Here is a 21,019-nt window from a genome sequence, read left to right as displayed (position 1 = left end):
ATGAGTAAAAAAATATATTTATCTTCCCCCCATTTGAGCGATGAAGGCTATGAGATGGAGTATATAAAGGAGGCATTTGTAACCAATTGGATTGCACCCCTTGGTAATAATGTTAACCAGTTTGAGACCGAGTTAGCTACTAAAGTTGGAGCTAAGGCAGCAGCAGCCCTATCTTCAGGAACAGGTGCAATTCACTTAGCCCTTAAAGCAGCGGGGGTTGGAGATGGAGATGTAGTATTTTGTCCAACACTTACCTTTTCCGCTACAGCAAATCCAATAATATATCAAAATGCAACTCCTGTATTTATTGATAGTGATTACAAAACATGGAATATTTGCCCTAAAGCGCTAGAAAAGGCATTTGAGAAATATCCGAATGTAAAGGCTGTAATTATTGTTCATCTTTATGGTCTTTCTGCAGATATGGATATAATTTTGGAAATATGCAGGAAACATAATGTAGTTGTTATAGAAGATGCAGCAGAATCTTTAGGTACCCACTACAAAGGTAAACATACAGGAACCTTTAGTGAGTATGGAATATTCAGCTTTAATGGAAATAAGATTATAACTACATCTGGTGGTGGCATGTTGGTTTCAGACAATGAGGAGAGAATTTCCAAGGTGCGATTTTGGTCAACTCAATCTAGAGATAAGGCAAGGCATTATCAACATAGCGAACTAGGATTTAACTATAGAATGAGCAATATTGTAGCTGGCATTGGTAGAGGACAGCTTAAAGTACTGGATGATAGAGTAGAAAAGAAAAAGTATATTTTTGAATTTTACAAGAGAGAACTGAGTAAATTTGAAGGTATTGAATTTATGCCTATAAACGAGTGGAATGAACCTAATTATTGGTTAACCTGCATCACACTTAGTGGCAACGTTAAGCCACTTGATATAATGGAGGCACTGGAGAAGGAAAATATTGAATCAAGACCTATTTGGAAACCAATGCATATGCAACCATTCTTCTCTGAGTACGATTATGTTGGTGGCGATGTAAGTCAGAAGCTTTTTGAGAATGGTGTGTGTTTGCCAAGTGATACTAAGATGACTGAGGAAGATTTAAGTAGGGTTGTAGAAATAATAAAAAGTTTGTTTTAACAATGGGTCTTTTAACGATGGCTAAACTATGGTTCAACAGTAGTTCAACAGTAGTTCAACAATGGTTAAACTATCGTTTAAAGACTAGTGTGGAAGCCGATGCATATGCAGCCATTCTTCGCTGAGTATGATTATGTTGGTGGAGATGTATCTGAGAAGTTATTTGAGAATGGCGTCTGCTTGCCAAGTGATACGAAGATGACGGATGGAGATTTAAATAGGATATGTTCAATTGAAAAGGAGCTGTGGAAGTAATATGAAGAGAAAGAAAGGGTTCTATGAAAAGTTTATAAAAAGACCACAGGATCTTTTTCTTTCTATATCTGCTCTTATAGTTTTAAGTCCTATACTTTTAATCGTGGCTATTTTAGTTAGAACAAAACTAGGTAGTCCAATCATATTTACTCAAGACAGACCTGGTAAAAATGAGAAGATATTCAAAATGTATAAGTTTAGAACGATGACAGATGAAAGAGATGATAATGGAGATTTATTACCTGACTCAGTTAGATTAACTAAGTTTGGGAAAATACTTAGAGCTACAAGTTTAGACGAACTTCCAGAGCTTTGGAATATAGTGCGTGGGAATATGTCTGTAATAGGACCTAGACCTTTATTAGTTAGTTACTTAGAGCTATACAATGAACATCAAAAGAGAAGACATGAAGTAAGGCCTGGTCTATCGGGACATGCTCAGGTTAATGGACGAAATGCCATCAGTTGGGAAGATAAGTTTAATCTTGATGTTGAGTATGTTGATAATGTAAGTTTCATTGGAGACTGGAAGATAATCTTTCTTACTATAAAGAAGGTATTTGTTAAGGAAGGTATTAGTTCAGACACATCGGTAACGATGGAGGCTTTTAGAGGAAGTAAGGTAGAGAATTAAGATTTTAGAGATTACTGCAATCATACATCTTTTATTTGGAAATTGCTAATAAAGTGTAAGTATAAATCATTGTTTTAGAGAGGAATGTACTTATCATGAAAGATAAATTAATCATTATAGGTGCTAGTGGCCACGGAAAGGTTGTGGCTGACATCGCAATAAAAATGAATAAGTGGCAAAGCATCGCATTCCTCGATGATGACGAATCTATTAAGATATCTATGAGGTTAGAAGTCATCGGTAAAACTGCTAATGCTTTTACATATAAAAATGAAGCTGATTTCTTTGTTGCTATAGGAAACAATGCTGTTCGAGAAAAAGTGCAAGAGAAATTAATCGAGGAAGGGCTAAATGTAGTTAGTTTGATTCATCCGAGTTCTGTTATTGGCACGGATGTTGAGATCTGTATTGGAACTGTAGTAATGGCTGGAGTTGTGATTAACAGCTCAAGCAGAATAGGCAAGGGATGTATCATCAACACAAGTTCTAGCTTGGATCATGACAATGTTATTGAAGGTTATGTACACATATCTCCTGGTACTAGCTTAGCTGGAACGGTGAAAGTTGGCAAGGGGAGCTGGCTAGGAATAGGAAGTATTGTAAGCAATAACGTGAACATCTGCAGTGGTTGCAAAGTAGGTGCAGGGGCTGTGGTGGTTAAGGATATTACTGAACCTGGGACGTATGTTGGGGTTCCGGTGAGGAGAGTAGACTGATGGGAAAAATCTTGATACTAGCCAATAACGATATTGGATTATATAAATTTAGAAAAGAATTAATCGAAGAACTACTTAAGAATAATCAAGTGGTTATATCGTTACCTAATGGAGAGTTTGTAAAAGAGCTCGTTAACTTGGGCTGTGAATTCATAGATACGAATATTAGTAGACGGGGGACAAACCCTATCACTGACCTAAGATTGATGTTTGAGTATAAAAAGATACTAAATAGAGTTAAACCAGATGTAGTTTTGTCATATACAATTAAACCCAATGTTTATGGTGGCATGATGTGTAGGCTCACAAAAACACCATACATCTCTAACATAACAGGTTTAGGAACTGCTGTAGAGAATGGTGGTGTTTTACAAAGTATCACCATATTTTTATACAAATTAGCTTTGAAGAATGCATCGTGCGTGTTCTTTCAAAATAAAGAGAATGCGGAGTTTATAAATAGCAAAGGAATAATTAAAGGAAAACAAAAGATAATTCCTGGTTCTGGTGTCAATTTAGATCATTATGAAATTTTAGATTACCCTGAAGATGATACTATTAACTTTTTATTTATTTCAAGAGTCATGAAACAAAAAGGGATAGATCAGTATCTTGATGCTGCCGAACACATAAGAAAAAAGTATCCAAATACCCAATTTCATATTCTTGGTTTTTGCGAAGAATCATATGAAGAAAAATTAAAGGCTATGCATGAGGAGGGTATTATTCAATACCATGGCATGCAGAGTGATGTAAGAAAGTTTCATCAGATATCTCATTGTACAATTCATCCAACATATTACCCTGAAGGGATGTCCAATGTTTTATTGGAAAGCGCAGCTTGTGGTAGACCTATAATAACTACGAATAGAAGTGGTTGTAGAGAAATTGTGGATGATGGAGTTAACGGTTATGTTGTAGAAGAACAAAATAGCCAAGATCTTATTGAGAAAATTGAAAAATTCTTAGCCTTGAAATATGAAGAAAAGAAGCAGATGGGTTTGGCTGGTAGGGCTAAAGTTGAAAGAGATTTTGATAGGCAGATAGTGGTTGAGGCATATAAGTATGAGACTATAAAATTTTGATGTAAATTACAAGTTGAACTATGAATAGCTATTGATGGTAAAATATCCAGATAAACACAATGCGTTTAAAGAAAAAAGATATGCAAAGTATTGTAGGATAAATTGCTAGGGCTTGTAATTAAATATTGATTTTTCAATTTAGTTGTAAGAATAATGTGATTTTAGAATCAGTGCTGTTATTGCACATATGCAAAATAATTTTTCAGTTTTAATATTAAATGAAATATTAAGAATGAGATAGTATTATAAACACTAATGCTGTATGAGGAGAATTAATAATGAAATCACTTAATAAATATGAGCATTCATCATCTACCAACAATAGAAGTTATTTCCCTAAAGAAGGGATTTCAAAAATTAGCAAAATAAAGAGTCTATTCCTAATTCCAGGGTTACTTCTATTTTTTATGATGCTTTTTGTTCCAACTTCATATCAGAGCTTAAAAGGAATTATCTTAGCATTAACTATTGGATTAATATTGATTGGTACTTTTAAGCGCAAAAAAGTTGCTTTAGCGCCACAAACATTGTTTTGGGTTTTGACATGGGTATGTTCTGGACTTTTTTTTATGTTAGTTGGCTCAGTTAATAATAATCCTGGGGCATTAAGAGTAGTAAGCGTGTATGTACTTTGGCCTATTGTATACCTACTATTTATCATTGCTTCTTCTAACGAAGAAATAATAAGGCGGCTGTTAAAAGTCTTAATCTTTTCAAGCGTTATTATTGGAATTCACTCTTTAAGTTATATTCTTTATTCTTATGGTTGGTTACCGTCGGCATTATATATCGAATTAGATTTGCGCCAAAGTATTGGATTTTACTCAGGAATGATGGCATATAGCATGAATAATACAGCAACATTAATATTCTTAGTACCATTTTTGATTTGTATAATAATGACATGGCCTAAAGAAGTAAAACAGAAATTTAACAAATTATTCATTGTGACAGGCCTATTGCTAGGAATCTTATTAACCTTGCTTAGTGGAAGAAGAATACTACAATTATTAGTAGTTGCTACTCCAATACTAATAGTTTTTTATCAAAAGTTCCTTTCTAATCTACATAGAAAAAGGAGTAAAAAATCGAGTCAAAGAGCGTTCCTATTACTTTTTTTATGTGTAGTGTTGATTTATTTACTTCTTAATTGGACCTATGGAATAAATATAACTACGATAATTGAAGATATTAAAGACGCTTTTAGATTTTCTACGGATGCAAGCGCTTCTCTTAGAAGTGGTCAGTTTAGGGCGCTCCTAAACGGTTGGTCTGAAAGTCCGCTGATTGGCTCTGGTCATGGTGCAAGCGCTCCTCAATTTATACGCTCTACTGAACAACCTTGGGCGTATGAGCTTAGTTATGTAGCATATTTATACCACACTGGATTGGTTGGATTTTCTATTTTTTCAGGACAAATAATTTGGATTATTATAATGAGTATAAAAATTATTAAATCTAATAGCATACTAAAATTTCATATATTACCAGTAATTGTTGGAAGCACCGCTTTTTTATTAGCTAATGCAACAAACCCTTATTTAGCAAAATATGATTTTATGTGGGTGATTTTTTTGCCTATATGTATAATTAATACATGGTTATTAAGAGACCATAAAGGAGGACAAACAAAATGAGCAGTTCTTTAGATATTATAATTGTTAATTGGAATTCTGGAAATCAATTATATGATTGTTTAAAATCTATACAAGTGACTTCTAAAGATGGCTTTAATTTACGCAATGTAATTATAATTGATAACCATTCAACAGATAACTCATTAGAAAAATTAGAGAATATAGAGGTGCCCCTTATAACTATTAAGAATAATACTAACCAAGGTTTCGGAGCTGCTTGTAATCAGGGTGTTAGTAAAAGTAACGCGGATTATATTCTATTTTTGAATCCTGATACTAGATTATTTGATAAATCTCTATCTATTCCCATTAAAGTAATGAGCAAAAAAGAAAGTAATGAGATAGGAGTATGTGGAATTCAATTAATAGATGAACACAAAACGATCCATAGATCTTGTTGTAATTTCCCAAAAACTAAACATTTTTTAAACAGAATGACAGGCTTACACTACTTATTTCCTAAAAAATTCAAGACACATTTTAAGACAGATTGGGAACATAATGAAAATTCAGTCGTAGAACATGTTATCGGTGCGTTTTACTTAATAAGAAGAGAATTATTTCAAAAAATGAATGGTTTTGATGAAAGGTTTTTTGTGTATTTGGAAGATTTAGATTTATCATATCGTATTAGCAAATTAGGTTATAAAACCTTATACTTAGCGGAGGTTAATGCTTTTCATAGAGGTGGGGGAACATCGGAACAAGTAAAAGCTAAGCGCTTATTTTACTCAATTAGAAGTAGAATTCTTTACGGGTTTAAACATTTTAATTTTTTCACAGCCGCTATATTATTTTTTGCTACTTTGTTAATAGAACCAATATCAAGAATATGTTTAGGGATTATTAAGCTATCGTTAAAAGATGTAAAAGAAGTTTTAAAAGCATATAGTATGTTAATAAAAGATATTCCTAATATTGCGAGGTTATCCCGATGAAAATATTGTTATTACCTAAATATTTTCCCGAAGGGGCAAGTTCTAGATATAGAACACACAACTATATTGATTACTTTATTAAAAATGGACATGAAGTTACAATAAAACCTCTTTTTTATGATGGTTATGTTAAAAATTTATACCAAAAAAAATCAAAGGATTATCCAAGGATATTATCAGATATATTAAACAGAGCCAAACATTTACTTAAAAACAAAAGCAAATACGATATTATTATAATTGAAAAAGAACTTTTCCCATATTTCCCGTATATTTTTGAAAGGATTTTACTTCAAAATAGTCGTTACACATTAGACTATGATGATGCTGTATCTACCAAATACAAAGGTGGTATTATTAAAAAGGTTTTAGGAGATAAAATTAATAATCTCTCAGAAAATGCTCTAGCAACAGCTGTTGGGAATAGATGGTATTGGGAGGAAATCACAAAGGGAAATTTGGTATATTTACCAACAGTTGTTGATTTAAATAAGTACCCAATAAAGGGTATAAAGAAGCCCGTTAATTACATTCCAATCATCTCGTGGATAGGGTCTCCATCTACCGTAAAGTACATATATAGAATAAAGAGTGTGTTAGTCGAATTAATCAAAGTGTGTCAATTTAAATTGAGAGTAATTGGAGGAAACATAGACATAGAAGGACTTAATATCGAATGTTTACCATGGTGTGAAGATAAGGAATTTGAACATTTATTTTCGAGCGATATAGGAATAATGCCGTTACATGAAACACCTTGGGAATATGGCAAATGTGGTTTTAAATGTATTCAGTATATGGCATCAGGATTACCAGTAGTTGCATCTGCACTGCCAGCGAATGAAGAAATAATTATCCATGGAGAGACAGGATTTATTGCAAAAGATGATAATGAGTGGTACGAGTATTTGAAGCTTTTATTAACTGAGCCGAATAAACGTATTTCCTATGGAGGCAAAGCAAGGATGAGGGTAGAAAAAAACTACTCTTATCAAGTGTGGGGTTCAAAGTATATTGAGCATATTGAAAATTTATCCATATAAACAATATAAATATAGTTGTTAACTATCAAAAAACATATGATTAGGGAGGATTTATCATGATAAAAAAGATGAAAGGTATTATTTTAGCTGGAGGAAGTGGAACAAGATTGTATCCACTTACAATGGTAACAAGTAAACAATTGCTACCTGTTTATGATAAACCAATGGTTTACTATCCAATTTCAGTCCTTATGTTAGCAGGGATAAAAGATATTCTTATAATTTCAACCCCACATGACTTGCCTAACTTTGAAAAGCTATTAGGCGACGGTAGTCAATTTGGTATTAATCTTGAATACGCTGAGCAACCATCACCGGATGGACTAGCCCAAGCCTTTATTATTGGTGAAGATTTTATTGGAGAAGATAATGTAGCCATGATATTGGGAGATAACATTTATTACGGGAATGGATTTACTCCTATACTTAAAGAAGCAGCTGAAAATGCTAAAAATGGTAAAGCTACAATATTCGGCTACTATGTACATGATCCTGAAAGATTTGGCATTGTTGAGTTTGATGATAAAGGTAAAGTTATTTCAGTTGAAGAAAAACCACAGAATCCCAAGTCTAACTATTGTATTACAGGACTTTATTTCTATGATAACAGAGTTGTCGATTTTGCAAAAAAAGTAAAGCCATCTCATAGAGGTGAATTGGAGATTACTGATTTAAATAGAATGTACTTAGAAGATGGAACTCTTAATGTAAAACTTCTAGGTAGAGGATTTGCTTGGTTAGATACCGGGACTATGGATAGCTTAGTAGAAGCTGCTGAATTTGTTCAAATGATTGAAAAGAGACAAAGTATTAAAATTTCAGCACTTGAAGAAATAGCATACCATAATGAATGGATTAATAGAGAGACACTTTTAGCATCTGCAGAAAAGTATGGCAAATCACCATATGGAGAGCATTTAAAGAAAGTTGCTGAAGGTAAAATCCATTATTAGAAATGAGGTAAGAGGAATGAATATAGTTAAAACAGAAATTGAAGATGTGGTTATTATTGAGCCAAAGGTATTTGGAGACCGCCGAGGATGGTTTACAGAAACCTATTCCAAAGAAAAATTTAAAGAATTAGGAATAGATATCGATTTTATTCAAGATAATCATTCTCTTTCAGCACAGAAAGGGACGTTAAGGGGGCTTCACTTTCAGCTTAATCCTAAGGCCCAGACAAAGCTTGTTAGATGTACTAAAGGGAAAATATTAGATGTAGCTGTTGATATTAGAAAAGCATCTCCTACATATAAAAAATGGGTAGCTGTTGAGCTAACAGAAGAAAATAAAAAACAATTATTAGTTCCTAAAGGGTTTGCCCATGGATTTATAACATTAACGGATAATGTAGAAGTTCAATATAAAGTAGATGAGTATTATTCACCGGAAAATGATAGAAGTATAAGATTTGATGATCCTGAGATAGGTGTGGATTGGGATATGGATAACCCAATTTTGTCCGAGAAAGATTTAAATGCGCCGATGTTATCTGAAAGTGATGCGAACTTTAAATACTAACGAAAGAGGGGAAAAGGAATGAATGTATTAGTAACAGGTGGAGCTGGATTTATTGGAAGTAACTTTGTTTTTCATATGCTTAAAGAGCACCCAACATATAGAATTGTTTGTTTAGACGCACTAACTTATGCAGGGAATTTATCAACACTAGAGCCAGTGATGGAAAACCCCAGCTTTAGATTTGTAAAGGGTGATATTACGGATAGAGATTTAATAGACAAGCTATTTGAAGAAGAAAAATTTGACTTTATAGTTAACTTTGCTGCAGAGTCTCATGTAGATAGATCAATCGAAGATCCAGGAATTTTCTTAAAAACAAATATATTAGGGACACAAGTATTAATGGATGCTTCTAGGAAGTATGGAGTAAAGAGATTTCACCAAGTTTCTACAGATGAAGTGTATGGGGATTTACCACTAGATAGACCTGATTTGTTCTTTACTGAAGAAACCCCAATTCATACATCATCGCCATACTCAGCATCAAAAGCATCAGCTGATCTGTTAGTACAGGCATATCATAGAACGTTTAAATTGCCTATAACCATTTCAAGATGTTCTAACAACTATGGGCCTTATCACTTCCCAGAGAAATTAATACCTCTTATGATATCAAGAGCACTTAATGACGAATCATTACCGGTTTATGGCAAAGGGGAGAATGTTAGAGATTGGCTATATGTTGAAGATCATTGTACAGCTATAGACCTGATACTTCACAAGGGAAAAGATGGTGAAGTTTATAATATAGGCGGACATAACGAAAAAACAAATTTAGAGGTAGTAAAAACAATTTTAAAAGAGTTAGGGAAACCAGAGTCTTTGATTACTTTTGTAAAAGATAGAGCTGGTCACGACATGCGTTATGCAATTGACCCTTCAAAGACTAGAAGAGATTTAGGCTGGGAACCAACTACACTATTTGATGAAGGCATTAAGATGACAATCAAATGGTACCTTGATAACCGTGACTGGTGGGAAAACATTCTATCTGGAGACTATGCAGATTATTATGAGACGATGTATGGAGATAGGCAAGGTGATAACTAGTGAAAGTATTAGTAACGGGATCAAACGGACAACTTGGATATGATGTTATAAAAAGACTAGAGAAAAGTGAAATTCGATATTTGGGTACTTATAGAGACACTTTAGATATTACAAATGAAGAAGATGTTAAAAGGGTTATAAGAGACTATAGCCCTAATGTTGTAATTCATTGTGCTGCATATACCGCGGTGGATAAAGCAGAAGATGAAAGAGAATTATGTCATGCTGTGAATGTACTTGGGACAAGATATATTGCTGAAGTATGTAATGAAATAGACGCAAAAATGATCTACATAAGCACTGATTATGTGTTTGATGGTGAAGGTGACAAGCCTTTTGAGGTCACAGATGAACCAAACCCTATAAATTACTATGGACAAACAAAATATGAAGGGGAATTAGAAGTTCAAAGACTTTTAGATAAATATTTTATTGTTAGAATATCCTGGGTCTTTGGAAGTAATGGAAATAATTTTGTTAAGACAATGCTTAGATTAGGAAAAGAAAGAGATGAAATTTCTGTAGTGGCAGATCAAGTTGGCTCTCCTACATATACTTATGACTTAGCAAAGTTACTAGTTAAAATGATGGAAACCGATAAGTATGGGATTTATCATGCTACTAATGAAGGATATTGCACCTGGTACGAGTTTGCATGTGAGATATTTAAGCAAGCTGAAATGGATGTTAAAGTTAATCCTATAAATACAGAGGATTATCCTACTAAAGCTAACAGGCCTTTAAATAGCAAAATGAGCAAAAATAAAATGGTTGAATTTGATTTTAAGCAATTACCTCACTATAAAAGTAGTATTGGTCAGTATGTTATGATGAGAAAGAACCAAGTTGAGAACTCAAAATGTGAGTGTAATTTTAAATTAGATAGGGCTGGAGAATAAATTTATGAATATGCTAAAAATCAAAAAAAACATTGCAAGAATTTTAAATAAAAAATTATACTTTAAATATAAAGATACTATAAGGAAAAAAACAAAATATGGAAATAATTCTAAGAAAATAATATTAATTTCTCATGAATCTAGTGACTCTGGAGCAGTTATATTACTTCTAGAAATAATCAAAGAATTATACATGAAAAAGTATAATGTAAAAGTTCTTTCGAGAGATTACGGTCCGTTTATTGAAAAAGCATCTGAGTTTGCTTTTGTTGAAGTGTTTGCAAACAAGCGAAGATTTGAAAAAATTATTAAAAAAGCGTATAAGTGTAATTATAGAAATGTATTATGTAATACAACTGTGAATGGTGATCTAACTCCTATCCTGAAAAAAAATTCATTTAATATTGTATCCTTAGTCCATGAATTACCTGCTACGATAAAGAAGCTCGGATTAGAAAAGAATGCTAGTTTATTAGCTGAACATTCTGATTTTGTTATTTTCCCATCAAAGTATGTAATGAATAATTTCTTAAGTATTTGCAGCATTAAATCGAAATGTTTAATAAAACCTCAGGGTGTTAACCTTACAGATAAATTCACGATTAATCGCAATGAAGCAAAGGAAAAGATATATCAATTTTATTCGATTCCCAAAAGTAGCAAAATTGTACTAGGTGTAGGTGTGGGTGACAAGAGAAAAGGATATGATCTTTTTCTGGATATAGTAGGCAATTGTACCAATGAAAAAGTTAAGTTTGTTTGGGTAGGAAATTATAGAAAGGAAATTTATGAAAAGAAGTTACGAGATTATTGTGTGTCTAAATTTGATAATCTGCATCAAGTAGGCTTTATTTCTGATGTGGAGTTATTGAGTATAATTTACGCAGCTGCCGATGTATTTGCGTTAACTTCTAGAGAAGATCCTTTTCCATCAGTTGTTTTACAAGCATTTAATGCGAAGACTCCAGTAGTAGGATTTAAAGATGCAGGTGGATTCGAAGATATTGTAAAAGATGAACATACAGGTTTTTTAGTAGATTATGAAAGTTCAGACGAAATGCTTAGAGCAATTACACTATTAGTAAATGAAAAAAGTAAACGTGAAGAAATGGGAAACAAGGCAAAGGAAATTATTAATAATTATGGTTTTCGGGAGTATGTCGATTATTTATTGGCAGCATTTCAAAAATGTGATGAAAGAGGTTAGATAATGAAATTTTTAATTTTAGGAGGTACAGGGTTTATTGGACGTAATTTAATTATGAAATTATCCGAGAATGCCCAAAATGAAGTTTTATGTTTTTCAAAATCTGCTCCAAGCTTATCAATGTTAGATAGCATAGGATACCCTGAAAAATTTAGTTATATAAAAGGAAATTACTGTGATATGGACTTTGATAGCTTGACAAATGAAATTGATGTTGTTGTTCATTTAATAAGTACTACTGTCCCATCCAATAAGAATCACATACTTGACTTAAGTGAAAATATTGTTCCAACAGTGAGGTTACTTGAATCATGTGTCAAGAATAGTGTTAAAAAATTCATTTTCATCTCATCAGGAGGAACAGTATATGGGAAAGCACCGAAAAATCCAATTGACGAAGATCATCCTACTAACCCTATATGTTCTTATGGCGTGCAAAAACTGACTATTGAAAAGTACATTTCACTGTATCATCATATTTATGGAATGGATTATAAGATTATTCGACTATCTAATCCATATGGAAAATTTCAAAATCTTAATTCTGGTGTTGGTGCAATTATGAATTTCACAGTAAAAAGTATTAAAAAAGAGCCCATTATTATATTTGGGGATGGAGAAATTGTCAGAGACTATATATATATTGATGACGCAATAACAGGCATAATGAATGTTATATATTCTAAAAGTGATATTAAAATATTTAACTTAGGTAGTGGTAAAGGTACAAGTTTAAATGAGATTATTAGGTTGTTGAAAAAAGTATTAGGTTTTAAAATATGTGTAAATCATTATAAAGCTAGAGATAATGACGTGCCATACAACGTTCTAGATATAGGTAGGTACCTATCAGCAAACAATCATGAAATGTTAGCCCTGGAAGACGGAATAATAAAATTAAAGGAATATATTATTGAAAACTTAAGTCAAATAGAAGAGATTAAAAGGTGATGAGTCAATTTAATATGAATAATGATATAAATTTATTAAAAACTAAAAATGATTTTTTGAGATATAAAAATGTGAACACAATGGTGTTGTTTGAAAACACAAATTATTCAGTAAGTCCTTTAATATCTATAGTTATTCCAACATACCAAAGAGTTTGTGAGTTAAAAGAAGCCATATTAAGCGCTGTGAACCAAAAAGATTGCAGCTTAGATTATGAAATAGTGATTTTAGATAATAAATCTTCTTCAGAGTGTTCAGATGAAATAATTAACTTCTTAGCGCATAAAGATTTTCAACACGTTAGTATTAAGTACTATCAAAACGATGAAAATATTGGCATGTTTGGAAATTGGAACAGGTGCATAGAGCTAGCTAGAGGGGAATGGGTTTCTTTCTTGCATGACGATGACTTATTGCATAAAGACTACCTAAATAGAGTATTAAGATTAATTACAAGTGATTTAAAAATTGATGGTATCTGCTCTAATGTTGAATATTTCGGAAGTAAATCTAAATGGAAAAAAACTAACTTAGTATTTACTAAAAGTATCAAGGAATATGCAAATAGCTTTTTAACCAACAGACTAGTAGAGATAAAAATTATGGATTCAATATTTTTAAATTCTAACCCATATGGAGAGCCATCATGTGGGCTAATATTAAGAAAAAGTCATATACTTAACTTAGGCGGGTTTGATGAATCATATGGCGCAGTGGCAGATTGGTTTTTTTTATTTAAATTTAACAATGACTATAAAATATATAAGCCATTCTTCGTTACTGGTTATTATCGATGGGAAGTAAATGAATCAATGAAACCAATAACTATTCATGAGTTCTTTAATGGTTTTGAAATTATGAGAAAATTTGGATCAAATTATTGCAAGCTAGGGAGATTTTTATACAAAACATTTAAACAAGAGCAGCACACGTTAAAAATAACAGAGTTAGAAAGTTTAATTGAAAGCTCGGGTCTTGATAAAAATAGTTTTAATTATATATGCATCTACAAAAAGAGGATCTTAAAGTTTGCTTTTTATAAATCAATGAGTAAGTTCTATAAGAAGATAAAAAAGATAATAAATCTAGTTTAATAATGAGATGGAGGTTTTGTAGATGAACAATAAAGAAATAAGAACCCTTATTCTAGAAAAAACAAAAGAATATTACCAATTGAAATTTGCATCAGAAAAATATTCGGAAGGTGACCGCATCCCATTCGCGAGGAGAGTGTTCGATGAAAATGAACTTGTAAATCTTGTGGATTCATCATTAGACTTTTGGCTGACAGCGGGTAGGTATGCTGAAGATTTTGAATATGAATTTGCACAATTTATGGATGTTGATCATTGCCTATTAGTGAATTCTGGATCTTCGGCAAATCTGGTAGCTTTTACAACACTCACATCGCCCAAATTAGGCGAGAGACGTTTAAAAAAAGGTGATGAAGTTATTACAGTTGCAGCTGGATTTCCAACTACCATAAATCCAATTATACAAAATGGGCTAGTACCTGTATTCGTTGACGTAGAGCTGTCAACGTATAATATAAAAGTTGAAGACCTTGAAAAAGCTTTATCAGATAAAACAAAAGCTATAATGATTGCACATACACTTGGAAATCCATTTGATCTTGGTGCTATTATGGAATTTGCGAATAAACACGATTTATTTGTTGTAGAAGATTGCTGTGATGCTGTAGGATCAACATACAATGGTAAAAAAGTAGGAACCTTCGGGCATTTGGCTACAGTGAGTTTTTATCCTGCCCATCATATGACGATGGGAGAAGGTGGAGCTGTTCTTACAAGTGATGATGAATTAATGAAGATAGCTACTTCCTTTAGAGATTGGGGAAGAGATTGTTATTGTGGGCCTGGCTCAGATAATACCTGTGGGAGAAGGTTTAGTATGCAGTATGGTAAGCTACCGGTTGGATATGACCATAAATATGTGTATAGCCATATTGGTTACAACTTAAAGGTTACTGATATGCAGGCGGCAATTGGTATGGCTCAACTTGAAAAATTACCAAGTTTCATTGAAAAAAGAAAAGAAAATTTCAATAAGATAAAAAAAGAACTAGAAAAATATGAAGACTATTTCATACTTCCGGAAGCAACAAAAAATTCTGATCCTTCTTGGTTTGGGTTTCCAATTACAGTAAAGGAAAACGACAAGTTTTCTAGAAATGAATTAACTTTGTATTTAGAAAAAAACATGATTATGACTAGACTACTTTTTGCTGGAAATGTTACAAAGCAACCAGCGTATCTAGATATTGAATGTAGAATAATCGGAGATTTAAAAAATACTGATTATATTATGAACAATACTTTTTTTATAGGGGTATATCCAGGGATCAATGATGAGCAAATAGCCTATATTGCAAAGGCATTTGAAAGTTTCTTCAAGGAGCTAGCATAATGAACTTTGTAACTCAAGCAGAAGTTATAGAAGTTATAGAGCATAGTAAAGATATTAGAGAATATGTACTTAGGCTAGAAAAAGAAAGAAAGTATAATCCAGGGTCATTTGTGCAACTTACTCTAGATTTAGTTACAGCTTCTGATATATGGCCTGACTCTAGAACTTTTAGTATAGCCTCTTATGAAAAAGGGTTAATGCGATTTATTATTAAGAATGTCGGATTATATACATCAAGAATATTTAATGAACTAAATATAGGGGATAGATGCACAATTAAATATCCTTTTGGGGACTTATTTAACAAAAAAATAGAAAATGAGAGACATTTATTTATAGCAGGTGGTGTTGGTATAACTCCGTATTTTAGCTTGATAAAATATTTTGAGTTAAAGGGACTTTCAAAAAATATTCACCTATTTTATAGTGTTAGGTTTTTTGATGATTTATTGCATTATGAAAGCCTTAAGAATACACTAGGTAAAAACATGGAAGTATTTGTTACTAGAGAAAAGATTGACAATTGTTATAATAGCAGGATAAGTATAGATGACATTAGTAGAGTTGCTGATAAAGAAACCAATATCTATATATGTGGGAGTAAGACTTTTAACAGTGACTATAAAGAATTACTTATAAAAAATGGATATACAAAAATTTATATGGATGAATGGGAGTGAAGAATATGAAATTAGTTATTTTAGCGGGTGGTTACGGGACAAGACTGGGAAACCTTACAAACTCAATTCCAAAACCAATGGTTAGAGTTGGGGGGAAACCGATAATTTGGCATATAATGAAGACTTATGCACATTATGGAATTAAAGAATTTGTAATTTGCCTAGGATATAAAGGTGATGTTATAAAAGACTACTTCCTGCATTATGATTCAAATAATAATGATTTTACCGTAAACCTTAAAGATAATAGTGTGGAATTTCATAATGGACATGATGAGGTGGATTGGAAAGTTACATTAGTAGATACTGGATTAAATACACTAAAAGGTGGCAGATTAAAACGAATAGAAAAATATCTAGATGAAGATATAAATCTTTTAACATATGGTGATGGGGTAGCAGATATTAACATAAAAGACTTAATTGAGTTCCATAATAAAACAGGCAAGATGGTTACTATCTCAGGGGTGCATCCACCAGCTAGATTCGGAGAACTAATTGCTGATGGAGATATATTAACTTCTTTTGAGGAGAAATCACAGACATCTCAAGGGATGATTAATGGTGGCTATATGGTTTTTGACAGGAAACTATTAAATTATATTACTGAAGATGAGAATTGTGATCTTGAAGCAGGAATTTTAGAGGATTTAGCGACTCAAGGAAAAGTAGCTGTATATAAACATGATGGATTATGGGCATGTATGGATCATGAAAGAGATTTAAATCATTTAGAAAAATTATGGAAAAATGACGAAGCTTTTTGGAAAGTGTGGTAATTATGAACGGGTTCAATAATGTTTATAAAAACAAAACAGTATTAGTTACTGGACATACCGGGTTTAAAGGTTCATGGCTTTCTATTTGGCTGCATGAATTAGGGGCTAAGGTTATCGGATATTCTTTAGATCCATATACAGATAGGGATAATTTTGTTTTATCAAAAGTTGGAGAAAAGATAGTTGATATTAGAGGGGATATAAGAGATAAAGCCAAGCTTGAAGAAGTATTTGCAAAATATAATCCCGAGCTTGTATTTCACCTCGCAGCCCAGCCGCTAGTAAGACTTTCTTATGAGAATCCTGTTGAGACATATGAGACAAATGTTATGGGGACAATTAATGTTTTAGAAGCTATTAGAAAGACTAAAGCCACGAAAGCTGGAATAATGGTTACAACTGATAAGTGCTATGACAACAAGGAACAGCTTTGGGGCTATAGAGAATCAGATCCAATGGGAGGATATGACCCATATTCATCTTCTAAAGGCGCTGCTGAAATAGCCATTAATTCATGGCGATTATCTTTTATGAATCCTAAAGATTATAAAAAACATGGGAAATCTATAGCAAGTGTAAGAGCGGGAAATGTAATAGGTGGTGGAGACTGGGCTAAAGATAGAATTATACCAGATTGCATAAAAGCATTAGAAGCTAATAAACCAATTGAAATAAGAAGTCCTAAGTCTGTTAGGCCTTGGGAGCATGTTTTAGAACCTTTAAGTGGTTATTTGATGTTAGGGGAAAAAATGTATAATAATCCTGTTGACTATGCAGAAGCGTGGAATTTTGGACCTGAACTCAACTCAATAATTCCTGTTTGGGATGTTTCTCAATCTGTCCTTAATTATTATGGAAGGGGAGAGTTGAAGGATGTTTCTGATCCAAATGCTGTACATGAGGCTAAGCTATTAGCATTGGATATCTCGAAAGCAAGGTTTAAATTAGGCTGGATACCAACCCTAAATATTGAGGAGACTATTGAGTTAACGGTTGATTGGTATAAAGACTATAATGATATAGATGTATATGATTTATGTAAGAAGCAAATTATGGATTTCTCTGTAAAAGGGGGATATTCATGAAATTAATTAAAACAGAGCTAGAAGGAGTTTTTATAATAGAAAATTTTAACGCTTCAGATGACAGAGGAAGCTTTACAAAAACATATCACAAAGAATTTTTTTCGGAAAATGGACTTTGTACTGATTTTAGAGAAAGTTATTTTTCTGTTTCAAAGAAGAATGTAATCCGAGGAATGCACTTTCAGCTACCACCACATGATCATGAAAAGCTTGTGTATGTGGCAAAAGGGGAAGTTATGGATGTAATACTTGACCTAAGAAAAGAATCTAGAACATATGGGAAAGCTATTTCAATATTATTAAATGAAAGTAATCAAAGATCTGTATATATACCAAAGGGCTTAGCTCATGGATTCAAATCAATTCAAGATAATACTATAATGATTTACAACGTTGCAACAGTTTATAATAATATATCAGATTTTGGAATTCGCTATGACAGTTTTAATTTTAACTGGGAATTGAAAAGCCCAATTATTTCTGATAGAGATAAAGCTTTAATTACTTTTGAAGAGTTTAAAGATAGAAATCCTTTTTAGGAGGTGAGCATAAAATGAAAAAGGCAATTGTAACTGGGGGCACAGGGTTTGTAGGCTCAAATTTATGTAAATTCCTAATTAAGAATGATTGGGAAGTTTCTGTAATTACAAGGCCGTCCTCAGATTACTCAAATATAAGTAGTGTACTTAATGAGATAGATGTTTTTGAATATGATGGACAGATTGAGAGGCTAATTGATTATTTCAATGAAAAAAATGTAGAGATTGTATTTCATTTAGCATCTTTATTTATTGCAGAGCATGAATCTAATCAAATTGATGGTCTGGTGGATAGTAATATTAAATTTGGCCTTCATATTCTTGAAGCAATGAAAGAGTCTAAAACCAAACTGCTGATTAATAGTGGAACTTCTTGGCAACATTATCACTCTGATGAATATAATCCTGTAGATTTGTATGCTGCTACGAAGCAAGCATTTGAAAGTTTGGTTAAATACTATGTAGAAGCTGAAAATATTAGGGTTATTACATTAAAGTTATTTGACACTTACGGGGAGTTTGATAAAAGACCAAAACTAATCAATCTACTACATAAGTTTGCGGATGAAAATAAGGAACTCAATATGTCACCAGGAGAACAAGTATTAGACCTAGTTCATGTCAATGATGTAGTTAAAGCTTATGTAAAGGCATATGAGTATTTAGTAGAACAAGGAATAGGATTTCAAGAGTTTGGAGTGGGTTCAAAAAAACCTATCCGATTAAAAGATTTGATAAATAAATTTGAGTTTATAACAGGAAAAAAGTTGAATGTTATTTGGGGTGGTAGGAATTACAGAAAACGTGAAGTTATGAAATTATGGGGAAAATATGAGACGCTACCTGGCTGGATAATAGAAGTTAGTTTAGAAGAAGGGTTGCTAAAATATAATGGGAATAAAAATAACTAAAAAAGATATAATGTGGAGTTATGCATCATATATACTTCAAACTAGCGCAGGTATACTATTATTGCCATTAATCCTCAGGCTGTTACCTTCTGAGGAACTTGCTATATGGTATGTTTTTTTATCTATAACCGCACTTGTTAATTTACTAGACTTCGGTTTACAACCAACAATTATGAGAAATGTTTCATATGTCTATAGTGGCGCTAGGAATTTATGTAAAGAGGGGATTGTAGAGCAAAAAGAGAGTCTTGACATTGATTATTCATTGCTAAAAACATTAATTTCATCAGTGAAAAAAATTTATTTTGCTATTGCTACAATAATAGCTCTAGTCTTGTTTACGGTTGGAACTAGATATTTAGAGGGCATAACAATAGATTTAGTAAATCAAGCAGATATATTAAATGCTTGGAATATTTATATTTTATCAGTGGTTTTTAATTTTTACTTCTATTACTATACTCCGCTGTTAACAGGACAAGGTAGAATTGCACAATCTAATCAAACCATAGTTTTATCTAAAATATCTTTTTTATTATTCTCAGTTATTGGATTATCTTCAGGATACGGACTAGCTGGTGTAGCATTTGGAAATTTAGTTGGAAGCATAGTAAATCGTGTGTCTTCATATTATTTCTTTTACGATAAAGAAACAAAGATGGCTTTAAAAACCGTAAAGAAAAAGGATTATGATATTTTTTCCATACTATGGACAAATGCATATAAGCTCGGACTAGTTTCTTTAGGCTCTTTTTTAATAACTAAAGGGAATACTCTGGTTGCAGCTAGATATCTAACGTTAGAAACTGTTGCTAACTATGGATTAACTTTGCAGATAGCTAATTTACTAGTAGTATTTTCAAGTATTCTATTTAGAACTTATATGCCGTTATTCAATCAAAACCGAATGATTGGAAACTCAAATGAAATAACTAATCAGTTTTCAAAAAGCATAACAATAATGACGTATACTTATTTGGCGGGAGCAATAGGGGTTCTTTTATTTGGAAATAGATTCTTAATAATATTGGGCAGCAATATTTTATTATTGCCTACTAATCAGACTTCATTTTTACTTATTATTCTGTTCTTAGAAATGAACCACACTAATTTTGCAACTCTAATTACGACTAAGAATATAGTACCGTTTGTAAAACCGGCCATATTTTCAGGTTTTCTAATCTTGGGACTATCTCTGATTAGTGTTGTTTTTCTAAACTTGGGACTTTGGGGATTATTGATTGCTCAAGGTTTAGTACAAGGGAGTTATAACAACTGGAAATGGCCTAAAGAGGTACTTAAGGATTTAGATGTGAATATTGCGGAGTTTTTTGCTAAAGGGAATAAAGAGATTTCTGAAATGCTTACAAAGAGTTTAGGCAAAAAATTAAGAAAATATAACTGATAGAAGTTATAGACATCAATTAAAATGCAAAGTTTTGTGATTTAATATAATGTTGGTTTGAACTGTTCACTGTTCACTTTGTAATAAAATTTATAATAATTATTGTTTTGCAGAAAAATTAAGAGTTGATTGAATTAAAAGAAAGGG

At 32.3% G+C, this 21,019-nt stretch carries 22 protein-coding genes; all 22 read left to right on the top strand.

What is annotated here, in order from left to right; all coding sequences use genetic code 11:
• The 22 genes from BLP68_RS00705 to wzx all read left to right on the top strand — a co-directional run bounded on the left by BLP68_RS00705 (position 1) and on the right by wzx (position 20,872).
• Complete coding sequence (locus BLP68_RS00705) at positions 1-1,110, top strand: DegT/DnrJ/EryC1/StrS family aminotransferase (RefSeq protein ID WP_091538796.1); 1,110 nt, start codon at positions 1-3, stop codon at positions 1,108-1,110.
• A gap of 105 nt (positions 1,111-1,215) precedes the next feature.
• Positions 1,216-1,365 carry a hypothetical protein gene (locus tag BLP68_RS21350; protein ID WP_242876870.1) on the top strand — a complete coding sequence of 50 codons (150 nt, stop codon included), beginning with the start codon at positions 1,216-1,218 and terminating at the stop codon, positions 1,363-1,365.
• A gap of 1 nt (position 1,366) precedes the next feature.
• Positions 1,367-1,999, top strand: coding sequence for a sugar transferase (locus tag BLP68_RS00700; protein ID WP_091538793.1), 633 nt, complete (start codon positions 1,367-1,369; stop codon positions 1,997-1,999).
• A gap of 95 nt (positions 2,000-2,094) precedes the next feature.
• Positions 2,095-2,715: an acetyltransferase gene (locus BLP68_RS00695; RefSeq protein ID WP_091538790.1), complete on the top strand. Its 621-nt coding sequence runs from the start codon at positions 2,095-2,097 to the stop codon at positions 2,713-2,715.
• Entirely contained in the window at positions 2,715-3,800 is a 1,086-nt protein-coding gene (locus BLP68_RS00690; RefSeq protein ID WP_091538787.1) for a glycosyltransferase family 4 protein, read from the top strand. Before BLP68_RS00695 ends, BLP68_RS00690 begins: the two co-directional genes overlap by 1 nt.
• 278 nt (positions 3,801-4,078) lie before the next feature.
• Positions 4,079-5,437, top strand: coding sequence for an O-antigen ligase family protein (locus BLP68_RS00685; protein WP_091538784.1), 1,359 nt, complete (start codon positions 4,079-4,081; stop codon positions 5,435-5,437).
• Positions 5,434-6,375, top strand: a complete 942-nt coding sequence (locus BLP68_RS00680) for a glycosyltransferase family 2 protein (protein WP_091538781.1) — start codon at positions 5,434-5,436, stop codon at positions 6,373-6,375. Before BLP68_RS00685 ends, BLP68_RS00680 begins: the two co-directional genes overlap by 4 nt.
• Positions 6,372-7,418 carry a glycosyltransferase family 4 protein gene (locus BLP68_RS00675; RefSeq protein ID WP_091538779.1) on the top strand — a complete coding sequence of 349 codons (1,047 nt, stop codon included), beginning with the start codon at positions 6,372-6,374 and terminating at the stop codon, positions 7,416-7,418. The genes BLP68_RS00680 and BLP68_RS00675 overlap by 4 nt, the downstream gene beginning before the upstream one ends.
• Before the next feature lie 68 nt (positions 7,419-7,486).
• Complete coding sequence (rfbA, locus tag BLP68_RS00670; RefSeq protein ID WP_091539222.1) at positions 7,487-8,371, top strand: glucose-1-phosphate thymidylyltransferase RfbA; 885 nt, start codon at positions 7,487-7,489, stop codon at positions 8,369-8,371.
• Between the two features lie 16 nt (positions 8,372-8,387).
• Complete coding sequence (gene rfbC, locus BLP68_RS00665; RefSeq protein WP_091539219.1) at positions 8,388-8,939, top strand: dTDP-4-dehydrorhamnose 3,5-epimerase; 552 nt, start codon at positions 8,388-8,390, stop codon at positions 8,937-8,939.
• An 18-nt stretch (positions 8,940-8,957) separates the two neighbouring features.
• The gene (gene rfbB, locus BLP68_RS00660; protein ID WP_091538777.1) at positions 8,958-9,989 is read left to right on the top strand and encodes a dTDP-glucose 4,6-dehydratase; all 1,032 of its coding nucleotides are present in this window, start codon (positions 8,958-8,960) and stop codon (positions 9,987-9,989) included.
• Positions 9,989-10,888 carry a dTDP-4-dehydrorhamnose reductase gene (gene rfbD, locus BLP68_RS00655; protein ID WP_091538775.1) on the top strand — a complete coding sequence of 300 codons (900 nt, stop codon included), beginning with the start codon at positions 9,989-9,991 and terminating at the stop codon, positions 10,886-10,888. The genes rfbB and rfbD overlap by 1 nt, the downstream gene beginning before the upstream one ends.
• A 4-nt stretch (positions 10,889-10,892) precedes the next feature.
• Complete coding sequence (locus BLP68_RS00650; RefSeq protein ID WP_091538772.1) at positions 10,893-12,095, top strand: glycosyltransferase family 4 protein; 1,203 nt, start codon at positions 10,893-10,895, stop codon at positions 12,093-12,095.
• Positions 12,096-12,098: 3 nt separating this feature from the next.
• A complete protein-coding gene (locus tag BLP68_RS00645) occupies positions 12,099-13,046 on the top strand; it encodes an NAD-dependent epimerase/dehydratase family protein (protein WP_091538770.1) in 948 nt (315 codons plus the stop codon).
• 14 nt (positions 13,047-13,060) lie between these two features.
• Positions 13,061-14,140: a glycosyltransferase family 2 protein gene (locus tag BLP68_RS00640; protein WP_176758798.1), complete on the top strand. Its 1,080-nt coding sequence runs from the start codon at positions 13,061-13,063 to the stop codon at positions 14,138-14,140.
• Between the two features lie 22 nt (positions 14,141-14,162).
• Positions 14,163-15,473: a lipopolysaccharide biosynthesis protein RfbH gene (rfbH, locus tag BLP68_RS00635; RefSeq protein WP_091538764.1), complete on the top strand. Its 1,311-nt coding sequence runs from the start codon at positions 14,163-14,165 to the stop codon at positions 15,471-15,473.
• Positions 15,473-16,153 (top strand): ferredoxin--NADP reductase, encoded by a 681-nt coding sequence (locus BLP68_RS00630; RefSeq protein WP_091538762.1) that lies wholly within the window; start codon positions 15,473-15,475, stop codon positions 16,151-16,153. The genes rfbH and BLP68_RS00630 overlap by 1 nt, the downstream gene beginning before the upstream one ends.
• 5 nt (positions 16,154-16,158) lie before the next feature.
• Complete coding sequence (rfbF, locus tag BLP68_RS00625; protein ID WP_091538760.1) at positions 16,159-16,932, top strand: glucose-1-phosphate cytidylyltransferase; 774 nt, start codon at positions 16,159-16,161, stop codon at positions 16,930-16,932.
• Positions 16,933-16,934: 2 nt separating this feature from the next.
• Entirely contained in the window at positions 16,935-18,017 is a 1,083-nt protein-coding gene (rfbG, locus tag BLP68_RS00620) for a CDP-glucose 4,6-dehydratase (RefSeq protein WP_091538757.1), read from the top strand.
• Complete coding sequence (gene rfbC / locus BLP68_RS00615; RefSeq protein ID WP_091538754.1) at positions 18,014-18,556, top strand: dTDP-4-dehydrorhamnose 3,5-epimerase; 543 nt, start codon at positions 18,014-18,016, stop codon at positions 18,554-18,556. The genes rfbG and rfbC (BLP68_RS00615) overlap by 4 nt, the downstream gene beginning before the upstream one ends.
• A 14-nt stretch (positions 18,557-18,570) precedes the next feature.
• Entirely contained in the window at positions 18,571-19,467 is an 897-nt protein-coding gene (locus tag BLP68_RS00610; protein ID WP_091538752.1) for an NAD-dependent epimerase/dehydratase family protein, read from the top strand.
• Complete coding sequence (wzx, locus tag BLP68_RS00605) at positions 19,448-20,872, top strand: O-unit flippase-like protein (RefSeq protein WP_091538749.1); 1,425 nt, start codon at positions 19,448-19,450, stop codon at positions 20,870-20,872. The genes BLP68_RS00610 and wzx overlap by 20 nt, the downstream gene beginning before the upstream one ends.
• Positions 20,873-21,019: the final 147 nt, after the last annotated feature.

The sequence above is a fragment of the Alkaliphilus peptidifermentans DSM 18978 genome (assembly GCF_900101495.1).
GTDB lineage: Bacteria > Bacillota > Clostridia > Peptostreptococcales > Natronincolaceae > Alkaliphilus_C > Alkaliphilus_C peptidifermentans.
Note: the sequence above shows the minus strand (reverse complement) of the source record. Positions and strands in the feature narration are given on the sequence as shown.